This window comes from Sphingopyxis sp. (assembly GCF_050725615.1).
In the GTDB taxonomy this organism is placed as follows: domain Bacteria; phylum Pseudomonadota; class Alphaproteobacteria; order Sphingomonadales; family Sphingomonadaceae; genus Sphingopyxis.
In genome coordinates, this window is sequence record NZ_JBOHHU010000113.1 from 1 (window position 1) to 11,796 (window position 11,796).

The following is an 11,796-nucleotide window of genomic DNA, read 5'->3' on the forward strand; positions in this document are numbered from 1 at the left end:
ACGAGCGGGGCCAGTGGAGCCTTTGCCGTCAGTTTGCCGCGCACGGCCGGGAGGGTGGCAAGGTCGCTCACAACCGCATCCCTTCCCCGTTCGTCCCGAGCGAAGTCGAGGGACGCGTGGCGCTGCGCCGGCGTGTCTTGACTTCGCTCGACACAAACGGAGATGGGATGGGAACGGAGAAGCTTGTCACGCCGCGCGCTCCACCGCCGCGGCCAAACCCGCCGCCATCTTGGTGATGTCGCCCGCGCCGAGGCAGATGATCTTGTCGCCCGCGCCAAGGTCGCCCGCTGCCATCGACTGGGCGATGGCGGCGGCCAGCGCATCGGCGTCGGCGACGGTCGACGCCTGGCGGTGCCCACGGTCGCGCAGCCCTGCGGCCAAAGTGTCGGACGACACCCCCTCGATCGGCGTCTCGCCCGCCGTGTAGACCGGCAGCGCGAGCACGATATCGGCGTCGTTAAACGCCTGCTGGAAATCGTCCATATGATCGCGCAGCCGGGTGAAGCGGTGCGGCTGCACCACTGCGACGACGCGGCCCGCGCCGACGCCCTCGCGCGCCGCCGACAGCACGGCGCGGATTTCGACCGGGTGGTGGGCATAATCGTCGATGACGGTCACCACGCCCCCACCCGCTGCGATCTCGCCGACCTTGGTGAAGCGGCGCTTGACCCCGGCGAAGCCGTTGAAGCCCGAGACAATCTTCTCATCCGAAACGCCCATGTGCAGCGCCACGGCAATCGCCGCTAGCGCATTCTGGACATTATGGCGGCCCGACATCGGCAGGTGGATGCCCTCGATCGTCCGACTGCCCCCGTCGCGGTCGCGCACGACGACGTCGAAGCGATTGCCGTCGGGCCCCGGCGTCACATTGGTGCCACGCACGTCGGCCTGGGCGGAAAAGCCATAGGTGACGATGCGGCGGTCGCGGATGCGCGGGATGATCGCCTGCACCTCGGGATGGTCGAGGCAGAGCATCGCGGCGCCATAGAAGGGCACATTCTCGATGAACTCGACGAAGGCGTCCTTGATCGCGTCGAAGCTGCCATAATGGTCGAGATGTTCGGGATCGATGTTGGTGACGACCGCGATCGTGCCGTCGAGGCGCAGGAAGCTGCCGTCGCTCTCGTCGGCCTCGACCACCATCCAGTCGCTGGCGCCAAGCCGCGCATTCGAGCCATAATTGTTGATGATGCCGCCGTTGATCACGGTCGGGTCGATCCCGCCCGCATCGAGCAAGGCCGCGACGAGGCTGGTCGTCGTCGTCTTGCCGTGCGTGCCGGCGATGGCGACCGTCGATTTGAGCCGCATCAGTTCGGCGAGCATTTCGGCGCGGCGGACGATCGGGATGCGGTGCGACAGCGCGGCTTCGACTTCCGGGTTGCCGCGCTTGACCGCCGTCGAGGTGACGACGACCGCGACGCCTTCGACGTTCGACGCCTCATGCCCGATCGCGACCTTGATCCCGCGTTTGCGCAGCCCCTCGATCACATAGCCGTCGGCGATGTCGCTGCCCTGCACCTGATAGCCGAGGTTGTGCATCACCTCGGCGATGCCCGACATGCCGATGCCGCCGATGCCGATGAAGTGGATGGTGCCGATATCGGTCGCGACGCCGCGCATCAGCGATCCCCCTGCCGCGCGGTCGCGGCGCTGTTTGCGGCGGCGCGCTGGCCCGACGCGGCGCCGACGCGAATGACGTCCATCATCGGCGGCGCGGCGAGCGATTCGACGAGGTCGGCGAGGTCGCGGGTCGCATCGGGAAGTCCGCAGCTCGCGGCATGCTCGGCCGCCGCTTCGAGCGCGCCGGGTTCGAGCGCCATGCGCTGGATCTGCTTGGCGAGCGCCGACGGCGTGAAATCGGGCTGCGCGAAGGACACCGCCCCGCCCGCCTCGACCAGGTCGGCGACATTATAGGTCTGGTGATTGTCCATCGCGTGCGGATAGGGCACGAACACCGCCGGACGCCCGGCGCAGGCGAGTTCGGACACGGTCGACGCGCCCGCGCGCGCAATCACCAGATGCGCCCAGCGCATGCGGTCGGGAATGTCGGCGAAATAGGGCGCGCATTCGGCGGCGACGCCGAGTTCGGCATATTTGCCGCGCACGCCTTCCAGATCGGCCTCGCGCGCCTGCTGCACGATCTGCAGCCGGTCGAGCAAGGCGCGCGGCAGCATCGCGATGGCGGCGGGAACGACCTCGCTGAGTACCGTGGCGCCGAGGCTTCCCCCGACGACGAGCAGGCGCAGGATGCCATCCTCGGTCAGCGGCGGATACCCTTCCTCGCGGATCGCGATCACTTCCTCGCGCACCGGGTTGCCGGTGAGGTGGCGTTTGAGCGCCAGCGCCTCCGGAAAGCGATGAATGTTGCGATAGGCGACCGCGATCGCGTCGACGCGCGACGCCATCAGCCGGTTGGTGCGCCCGAGCACGGCGTTCTGCTCGTGGATCACGCTCGGCCTTTTGGTCGCCTTGGCGGCGAGCAGGCTGGGCAGCGAGGGATAGCCGCCGAAGCCGACGACAACCGCGGGGTCGAATTCATTGATCAGTTCGATGCCGAGGCGCCGCCCCTTGCGGATCGCCAGCGCCGCCTTGACCCAGCCGACGGGGCCGCCCGCGACGCGCCCGGCGGGCAGAACATGGGTTTCGAGCTCGGCGGGGGCACCGGGAATCTTGAGGCCGCGGTCGTCGCTGACCAGCGCGACGCGGTGCCCGCGCGCGATCAATTCGCCCGCCAGCGCATAAGCGGGAAGCATATGGCCGCCGGTACCCCCGGCGGCGAGAAGATAGTGACGCGTTGCGGTCATGGACGGGCCGTCATTTTTTGTTCCAGTTGCGGGTCATCGACACCCTTGCGGCATAGGGGTTCCGCCGGGTCAGCGACAAGAGCAAACCCATGCCGATCGACAGCGCGATCATCGACGAGCCGCCATAGCTGATAAAGGGCAAGGTCATGCCCTTTGACGGGAAGAGCTGGGTGTTCACCGCCATGTTGATGATCGCCTGCCCCCCGAACTGCGCGACGAGGCCGGCGACGGCGAGGATCAGGAAGCTGTCCTCTTCGTCGAGCAGGCGGACGAGGACGCGGACGATGATCGCGAGATAGAGGATCGCGATCGCCATGCACGCGATCATGCCGAACTCTTCGCCGATCACCGAGAAGATATAGTCGGTATGCGCCTCGGGCAGCTGGAATTTGGCGAGGCCGGCGCCGGGGCCGGTGCCGATCAGGCCGCCGGCGGTCAGCGTCGCATGCGCCTTGTCGACCTGGAAGCTGTCGCCCTTGTCGAACAGCCAGATGTTGATGCGCTGCTGCGCGACCGGATAGAAGAAATAGGCGAGGATGATGCCCGCGATGCCGCCGCCCGCGAGCATCGCCATGATCCGCATCGAAAGCCCGGCGACAAGGACGAGCACCAGCCAGGTGCCGATGAAGATGATCGTCTGGCCGAGGTCGGGCTGGCCCATCAACAGCAGCGCGATGATCCCGGTGAGCACAAAGCTGAGCGGCACGACGGGCAGGCTCTGGTCCTGCAGTCGCAGCGACAATATCCATGCCAGCGCAACCGCAAAGAAGGGCTTGAGGAATTCGGAAGGCTGCAGGCGGAACATGCCGCTGCCCAGCCAGCGCTGCGCGCCGTTCACCTCGGTCCCGACCAGCGGCACGAGGAACAACAGCGCCATGAAGGTGATGGTGCCGTAGATGGCGAAGCGCCGCGCCTGCGCCTTGGGCAGCATCGACACCGCAAGCATGACGGGCACGCCGAGCATCACCCACATGATCTGACGATAGAAATAATAGAGCGGGTCGAGGCTGGCGGTCGAGGTCGACAGCTTCTGCGCCGCGACCGGCGAGGCGGCGGTCACCGCGACCAGCCCGACCGCGATCAGCATCGACACCAGCAGCAAGAGCACGCGGTCGATTTCCCAGAACCACAGGCCGAGCGGCGTGCGGTCGGCGCGGCTGAGCCGCGGGCCGCGCCGCTTGCTGCTGCGCGCCTGCACCACGATCGGCTTTTCCCCCGTCGCGTCCATATTGTCCATGCCCCCGCTCATGCCCCGAATGCCTTGACGATGGTCCGAAACCGGTCGCCGCGTTCCTCAAAACTCTTGAACTGGTCGAACGACGCGCAGGCCGGCGACAGCAGCACGATGTCGCCGGGCTCGGCGACCGCCGCCGCGCGCGCGATCGCGGTCGCGAGATCGCCCGAGCGGTCGACCGGGATCGCATCGCCGATCTCGGCCGCGAAGCCCTCCATCGCCTCGCCGATCAGATAGGCGCGCTTGACGTTGGGGAACCAGGGACGGCAGGCGGACAGCCCGTCGCCCTTGGCCTGCCCCCCGGCGATCCAGTGGAGACGCTGGTCCGGCGCCGGCGGAAAGGCCGCCAGCGCCGGTGCAGCGGAAGCGGCGTTGGTCGCCTTGCTGTCATTATACCAGCCGACGCCAGCGACTTCGCCGACCCATTCCATGCGATGCGGCAGCGCCTTGTAGCTGGCAAGGCCGCCCTCGATCTGTTCGTCGTTCAACCCCAGCACGCGGCACACCGCGATCGCGCAGACCGCGTTCTGCGCATTGTGCGGCCCTTGCAGCGCTGGCCAGCGCCTCTGGTCGACGGGATCGACATCCTGCGCAGAGACGCGGTGCAGGCGGTGGTTGATGCGGCCCGCGATGATCTTCGACGGGTCGTCGTCGACCGCGACGATCGCGACCTGATCGCGGTGTTGCAGGCCGAACAGCCGTGCTTTCGACGCGGCATAGCCCGCGAAACCGTCGTAACGGTCGAGATGGTCGGGGGTCAGATTGGTGAGCAAGGCGATATCGCAGGCCAGGCTGTGCGACAGGTCGATCTGGTAGCTCGACAGTTCGAGCACATAGACCCCGCCCTCGGGCAGCGGATCGCGGCTGAGGATCGGCAGACCGATATTGCCGCCCATCAGCGTCGGCACCCCGGCAGTCTCCAGCATATGGGTGACGAGCGCGGTGACGGTCGACTTGCCGTTGGTGCCGGTGATGCCGACGACCTTGTGCGGCGGCAGTTCCTCGCGCGCCTCGGCGAACAGCTCGACATCGCCGATCACCGGCACATGCGCCTCACGCGCGTGGGCGGCGATCGGGTGGCGGTTCAATGGCACGCCGGGCGACACGACGACGCCCGCGAAACCGATGAGGTCGATCTCGAGCGGATTGCCGATGTCGGCGCCGAGCGCCATCGCGTCGTCGCGCGCTTCTTCGCGGTCGTCCCACGCGGTGACGCCCGCGCCGCTGGCGACGAGCGCCTCGACCGTCGCGAGCCCCGAGCGCGCCAGCCCCAGCACCGCGTAGCGGCGACCGGCAAAGGCGCGGCTGGTGATCACCGGAGCTTGAGCGTCGCTAGCCCTGCCAGCGCGAGAACGATCGACACGATCCAGAAACGGATCACGACGGTCGATTCGGGCCAGCCGAGCTGCTCGAAATGATGGTGGATGGGGGCCATGCGGAAGACGCGCTTGCCGGTGCGTTTGTACCAGAAGACCTGGATGATCACCGACAGCGCCTCGACCACGAACAGCCCGCCGATGATGACGAGCACCAGCTCATGCTGCGCGGTCACCGCGATCGTCGCGAGCGCGCCGCCGAGCGCGAGGCTGCCGGTATCGCCCATGAACACCGCCGCCGGCGGCGCGTTGAACCACAGGAAGGCGAGGCACGCGCCGATGATCGCGGCGGCGAAAATCGCGAGTTCACCCGCGCCCGGGACATGCGGGATGCCAAGATATTCGGCGAATTTCACGTTACCCGACAGATAGACGATGACGAGGAAGGCGAGGCTGGCGATGATCACCGGAAAGGTCGCGAGCCCGTCGAGCCCGTCGGTGAGGTTCACCGCATTGCCGAAGCCGACGATCATCACCATCGCGAAGACATAATAGAAGGGCCCGAGTTCGAGCACGATGCCGCTGAAGAAGGGCAGATACAGGTCGGTGCCGGTGCGCGACACGATCAGGAATACCGCGACGCCGGCGATGATGAACTCGATCAGCAGCCGCACGCGGCCGGGGATACCGCGATGGCTGGCCTTGGTGACCTTGTCGAGATCGTCGAGGAAACCGACGACCGCAAAACCGCCGGTGACGAACAGGCACGCCCAGACGAAGCGGTTCGACAGGTCCATCCAGAGCAACGCCGAAATCATCAGCGCAATCAGGATCATCAGCCCGCCCATCGTCGGCGTGCCCTTTTTCGCGAGATGCGTCTGCGGGCCATCGTCGCGGATCGGCTGGCCCTTGCCCTGGCGCATCCGCAGCATCAGGATGAAGCGCGGGCCGATCCACAAGCCGATGATCAGCGCGGTCGCGACGGCAGCGCCCGAGCGGAAGCTGAGATAGCGAATGAGGTTGAGAACCCCCGGAAAGCCAAGCCATTCCGCCAGCCAGTAAAGCATCAATATTCCCCGTTGGTCAGCGCCGTCACCAGATGCGACAGGCCAACGCTGTTCGACCCCTTGACCAGCACGGCATCGCCAGCGCGGATCAAGTCTTTCAGCCGCTCGTTGGCGGCCCGATGGTCGGGCACATGCGCGAAATCGATACGCCCCTCAAGCGCTTTGGCGAGCGGCGTCATCTCTTCGCCGACGAGCAAGGCGAATTGCACGCCTGCTGCGATGAGCGGAGCGGCAAGACCGGCGTGATAGGCCTCGCCGCCCGGCCCCAGCTCCTTCATCGCGCCGAGAATCGCGACGCGGCGGTCGCCGGATTCGCTGCCGAGCTGGTCGATCGTGGCGACCATCGAGGCGGGGTTGGCGTTATAGCTTTCGTCAATGAGCAGGATATGGCCGCCGCCCGCGACCGGCAAGCGATGCCGCGCACCGCGCCCGGCGAGTCCGGCCATCTCGGCAAAAGCGAGGCCCGCCGCGGGCAGGTCGCCGCCGACCGCCTTGACCGCCGCGAGCACCGCAAGCGCGTTCGAGACCCAATGCGCGCCGGCCTGCGCGATGTTGAAGCAGAGCAGCGCTTCCTGAACCTGCGCGGTGACGAGCGAACCGCCCTGCCCGTCGGGCAGCCAGTCGACCGCGCGCACATCGGCGCCGGCGCCGAGGCCGAAGCTCACCACCTGCCCGGCGTGCTGCTCGGCCTTGGCGCGCAGCCGCGCATAATGCGGACTGTCGAACGGGACGATCGCGGTGCCGCCGGGCTCAAGGCCTTCGAAAATTTCGCCCTTGGCGTCGGCGATCGCCGCTTCGCTGCCGAAAAATTCCATATGCGCCGGCGCGATGGTGGTGACGATGGCGACGTGCGGGCGCACCATCCGGGTCAGCGCGGCGAGTTCGCCGGCGTGGTTCATGCCCATTTCGAACACGCCATAATCGGCGGTCGAGGGCATACGCGACAGGCTGAGCGGTACGCCGACATGGTTGTTGTAGCTTTTGACCGAGCGATGCGCCTTGCCGGGACGGAAGCGATCGAGCGCCGCAAACAGCGCCTCTTTGGTCCCCGTCTTGCCCGCCGAACCGGTGACCCCGATGATGCGGCCGTGGCAGCGCGCGCGCGACGCGATACCCAGCGCGTTCAGCGCGAGGGCGCTGTCGGCGACGCGGACATGCGGATGGTCGATCGCGGTTTCGCAGACGATCCCTGCCGCGCCCGCAGCGACCGCCTTGTCGATGAAGTTATGGCCGTCGGTCGCCTCGCCCTTCATCGCGACGAACAGGTCGCCCTTCCCCACCTCGCGCGAGTCGAAGGCGACGCCGTGCACGGTGAAGTCGGCGCTCGCGGTGCCGCCCGTCGCAGCGGCAATCGCGCGCGCGGTCCATAGCGGGTTCATGCCGCCTCCTCGCGCGCGACGGTCACATCGTCGAAGGGGATGACGCGCATCGCATCGCCCGCGCCGACGATCTGGCCCTGTTCATGCCCCTTGCCCGCGATGCAGATGATGTCGTCGGCGCGCGCCTCGGCGATGGCGGCGGCGATGGCGGCGCGGCGATCGCCGATCACCTGCGCATTCGGTGCGCCCGCAGCGACGGCGGCGCGGATCGCCCCGGCATCCTCGCCGCGCGGATTGTCGTCGGTGACGATCAGCACATCGGCCTTGGCGGCGGCGACCTTGCCCATTTCGGGGCGCTTGTCCTTGTCGCGGTCGCCGCCGGCGCCGAAGACGAGGATCAGGCGGCCCGTCGCATGGGGGCGCAGCGCGTCGAGCGCGGCTTCAATGGCATCGGGGGTGTGCGCATAGTCGACATAGACCGGCGCGCCCGCCTTGGTGATCGCGGCGCGTTCGAGCCGCCCGCGCACCGGCTGGAGCCGCGCCAGATTGCCGAGCGTCTGCGCCACGTCGCCGCCGGTCGCGATGACAAGGCCCGCCGCGACGAGCGCATTGGCGACCTGATAGGCGCCGATCAGCGGCAGCGTGACTTTCTGCGCCATCGGCCCTGCGGCGATGACGAGCGATTGGCCAAGCTGGGTGGGTTCGCGTGAGATCAGGCGCAGATTCTCGCCATGCTGGCCGACGGTCAGGATGCGGACGCCGCGCTGCTTTGCCTGATGCTCGGCGGCCGGCGACCAGATGTCGTCGTTCCAGATCACCACCGTGCCGTCCGGATCGACGACCTCGCGGAACAGCCGCATCTTGGCGGCCATATAGGTCTCCATGTCGCCATGATAATCGAGATGGTCGTGGCTGAGGTTGGTGAAGGCGGCGGCTTTCACCGGCAGGCCTTCGGTGCGGTATTGGTCGAGGCCGTGGCTCGACGCCTCGAATGCGGCGTGCGTCACGCCTTCGATCGCCAGTCCCGACATGTTGCTGAGGAAGGTGACGATGTCGGGCGTCGTCAGTCCGGTCGAGGCGCTGTCGTTCGACGTGGTGATGCCCAGCGTACCGATCGACGCGGCGTGAAAGCCCGCCATCCGCCACAGCTGGCGCGTCATTTCGACGGTCGAGGTCTTGCCGTTGGTGCCGGTCACCGCGACGCAGGTCGCGGGGAATTTTTGGAAGAAGCGCGCGGCGATATGCGCGAAGGCGCGGCGCGGATTGGCGTCGGCGATATGCACCGCGCCCGTAACCTTCGCCTCGGGCCGCGCGACGATGGCGATCGCGCCCGCCTCGATCGCGGCGGCGATGAAATCCTCGCCGTTGAATTTTTCGCCGACAAAGGCGCCGAAGATCGTGCCCGGCGCGACCTTGCGATGGTCGATCGCCAGCCCGGTGACGACAGGGTCGGCGCCCGACAAAGACTGGTTTTCGATCAGCGCCGCGAGACGCATTATTCGGCTTCCCCGTTTCTCCACAGCAGCGGCGTCAGTTCGGAGACGTCGACGTCGCGGCTTTCGTCGGGAAAGACGCCGAGCATCGGGCCCGCGCGCATCACGACCTTCTTGACCACCGGCGCCGCCGTCCAGCCGGCGGTGCGCTGACCCGAGCTATAGGCATTGCCCTTGGGCTGGTCGATCATCGCAATGATCACATAGCGAGGATTATCCATAGGGAAGGCCGCGGCAAAGGTCGCGACCACCGACGTGCGATTATAGCCGCCGATGCCGGGCTTTTCGGCGCTGCCGGTCTTGCCGCCGACGCGGAATCCCGGGGCCTCGGCCTGCTTGCCGGTGCCGTCGGACACGATCAGGCGCAGCAACTGGCGCATCCGCGCGCTGGTCGATGCCTTGAAGACGCGGCGGCCCTGCGGCGGCGCCTTGTCGCCCAGCTTGAGCATCGTCGCCGGGCGGTAGATGCCGCCATTGACCAGCGCGGCATAGGCGCTGGCGAGGTGCAGCGGGGTAACCGCGATGCCATGGCCATAGCCGGTCGTCATCGTGGTCAGCCGGCCCCAATTCTTGGGCCACAGCGGAAACGCCCGCTCTTTCAGCTCGATGCCCGGCCGCTTGTCGAAATCGACGCTGCGGAACATCGCCTCCATCTTCTCGCGGCCCAGTTCGTCGGCGATCTGCGCGGTCACGATGTTCGAGCTGTGGATCAGCGTTTCGGGCACATTGTACCAGCGCCCGGCGGGATGGCTGTCGCGGATCCGGAAACCCGCGATGGCGAGCGGCTGGGTCGCGTCGTAGCGCCGCGCCATGCTGGTCACGGTGCCGGCGTCGATCGCCGCCGCCACGGTCAGCGGCTTGAAGGTCGATCCCAGCTCGTAAAGATTATAGGTCACCGCATTGCGGCGCGTCGCGGGGTCGCTGCCGGTCAGCTTGTTCGGATTGAAGGTCGGCAGCGACGACATCGCGAGCACTTCGCCGGTGTGGACGTCGAGGATGATCCCCGCGCCGCCGATCGCCTCGAGGTTGGTCACCGCATTGCCGAGTTCGCTTTCGAGCACGCCCTGCACCCGCGCGTCGATCGACAGCGCGAGCGGCTGGCCGCGCGTCGCGGCGTCGGTCAGGCGCTTTTCATAAGCGCCCTCGATACCGGTGACGCCCTGCCCCTCGGCATTGATGAAGCCCAGCGTGTGCGCGGCGAGGCTGAGCTGCGGATAGAGCCGTTCCTTCTCGCGCGGGAAGTCGAAGCCGATGTCACCGATCGCATTCACCGCCGCGACCTGGTCGGGCAGCGCGCGGCGACGGATGTAGGTGGCGCGGCTGCCGTTCAGCTTGGCCAGAAATTCCTCGCGCGGCGTGTCGGGAAAAATCTTGACCAGTTCGTCGGCGAGATAGGCGCGATTGTTGAGCAGCTTCGACGGCACGACGCGGATCGAATAGCCGTCGATGGTGCGCGCCAGCGGCACGCCGTTGCGATCGACGATGTCGGCGCGCGCGGGAACGAAGGCCGCCGCACCGCCGCGCCGCGGCGTCGTATCGAAGGCGGCGAAATAGAGCAGCCGAAGCGACACCAGGAAGATGGCCGCCATGAACAGCAGCATCAGGATCATCAGCCGCTGCTGCGCGGTCATCAGCAATTGCTGCCGCACCCCGGCGGTGCGGACGCGCGTCGGACGGACGACCAGCGTGTTCATTTGCCTTTGCCATCCCCCGCTTCGGCGGCCGCCGCGCGCTTGAGATCGGCGAGCGTCGATTCGGCGAGAAGCTGATCCTCGATCATCTTGAGCTGTTCGCGGCGGCGCGTCGGCGCCATGCGCGGCGGGGTGTCGGACTGGACCGCCGCGAGCTTGATCGCCGCCGGCTTCGACGCAGCGGCGGGGGCATCGGCGGTGACGGCCGGCTTGGCCTTTTCGGGCACCGCAACCGGCGACACCATCGCCATCAGCACCGGCGCGACGTCATTGGCGCCGCGTGCGCGCGGCAGACGGCCGACCGAGGCGAGCTGGCGCTCGTTCGCGAGATACTGGCTCGCCGACGGCGCCGAATAGCCGAAGGTTTCGGCGTTCCATTGCTCGAGCTGGCGCATCGAGGCGCGCACCGCGAGTTCGGATTCGAGGTAGCGGATATTGTCGCGGGTGCGATTGATCTGCTGGTTGATCTGCGCGAGTTCGCTGCGCGTCGCCGCGACCTTCAGCGACACCGGATAGAGCATCATCGCGAACACCAGCACGAGCAACACCAGCCCGATGCCCTGCAATTTGCGCGCCGCCATCAGCATGAGATCGCCTCCTTTGTCGTCGAACCCGCAGACCATGCCGCCGCATCGGTGCGCACCGCGCTGCGCAGCGTCGCCGAACGGGCGCGGGGGTTGCGGGCTTCTTCATCCTTGCCCGGGCGCACCCGGCGCGCCGGGGTCAGGAAAGTTGCGGCCCGCGCCGGAGGGGCTAGCGCGGGCCGGTGGCGCGAACCGGCGGCATCGCCTCCGCTCCGTTCGCGCAGGAAATTTTTCACGATGCGGTCCTCGGTGCTGTGGAACGACACCACCGCGAGCCGGCCGCCGGGG

General features: G+C 67.6%; 10 protein-coding genes. All 10 read right to left on the reverse strand.

Annotated features, from left to right (window positions below):
* Positions 1-186 precede the first annotated feature (186 nt).
* Positions 187-1,620: a UDP-N-acetylmuramate--L-alanine ligase gene (murC, locus tag ACREB7_RS18940; RefSeq protein ID WP_431593823.1), complete on the reverse strand. Its 1,434-nt coding sequence runs from the start codon at positions 1,618-1,620 to the stop codon at positions 187-189.
* Positions 1,620-2,804 (reverse strand): undecaprenyldiphospho-muramoylpentapeptide beta-N-acetylglucosaminyltransferase, encoded by a 1,185-nt coding sequence (murG, locus tag ACREB7_RS18945; RefSeq protein ID WP_431593824.1) that lies wholly within the window; start codon positions 2,802-2,804, stop codon positions 1,620-1,622. Before murG ends, murC begins: the two co-directional genes overlap by 1 nt.
* Positions 2,805-2,814: 10 nt before the next feature.
* On the reverse strand, positions 2,815-4,053 hold the full coding sequence (locus tag ACREB7_RS18950) for an FtsW/RodA/SpoVE family cell cycle protein (RefSeq protein ID WP_431593825.1): 1,239 nt from the start codon (positions 4,051-4,053) through the stop codon (positions 2,815-2,817).
* A complete protein-coding gene (murD, locus tag ACREB7_RS18955) occupies positions 4,050-5,354 on the reverse strand; it encodes a UDP-N-acetylmuramoyl-L-alanine--D-glutamate ligase (RefSeq protein ID WP_431593826.1) in 1,305 nt (434 codons plus the stop codon). Before murD ends, ACREB7_RS18950 begins: the two co-directional genes overlap by 4 nt.
* Entirely contained in the window at positions 5,351-6,421 is a 1,071-nt protein-coding gene (gene mraY / locus ACREB7_RS18960; RefSeq protein WP_431593827.1) for a phospho-N-acetylmuramoyl-pentapeptide-transferase, read from the reverse strand. Before mraY ends, murD begins: the two co-directional genes overlap by 4 nt.
* Positions 6,421-7,800, reverse strand: a complete 1,380-nt coding sequence (locus tag ACREB7_RS18965; protein WP_431593828.1) for a UDP-N-acetylmuramoyl-tripeptide--D-alanyl-D-alanine ligase — start codon at positions 7,798-7,800, stop codon at positions 6,421-6,423. The genes mraY and ACREB7_RS18965 overlap by 1 nt, the downstream gene beginning before the upstream one ends.
* A complete protein-coding gene (locus ACREB7_RS18970; RefSeq protein ID WP_431593829.1) occupies positions 7,797-9,236 on the reverse strand; it encodes a UDP-N-acetylmuramoyl-L-alanyl-D-glutamate--2,6-diaminopimelate ligase in 1,440 nt (479 codons plus the stop codon). The genes ACREB7_RS18965 and ACREB7_RS18970 overlap by 4 nt, the downstream gene beginning before the upstream one ends.
* Positions 9,236-10,927, reverse strand: a complete 1,692-nt coding sequence (locus tag ACREB7_RS18975) for a peptidoglycan D,D-transpeptidase FtsI family protein (RefSeq protein WP_431593830.1) — start codon at positions 10,925-10,927, stop codon at positions 9,236-9,238. The genes ACREB7_RS18970 and ACREB7_RS18975 overlap by 1 nt, the downstream gene beginning before the upstream one ends.
* On the reverse strand, positions 10,924-11,511 hold the full coding sequence (locus ACREB7_RS18980) for a hypothetical protein (RefSeq protein WP_431593831.1): 588 nt from the start codon (positions 11,509-11,511) through the stop codon (positions 10,924-10,926). Before ACREB7_RS18980 ends, ACREB7_RS18975 begins: the two co-directional genes overlap by 4 nt.
* Positions 11,505-11,796 (reverse strand): 16S rRNA (cytosine(1402)-N(4))-methyltransferase (mraW, locus tag ACREB7_RS18985; RefSeq protein WP_431593832.1); only part of this gene is annotated, 292 nt, incomplete at its 5' end. The genes mraW and ACREB7_RS18980, both read right to left, overlap by 7 nt.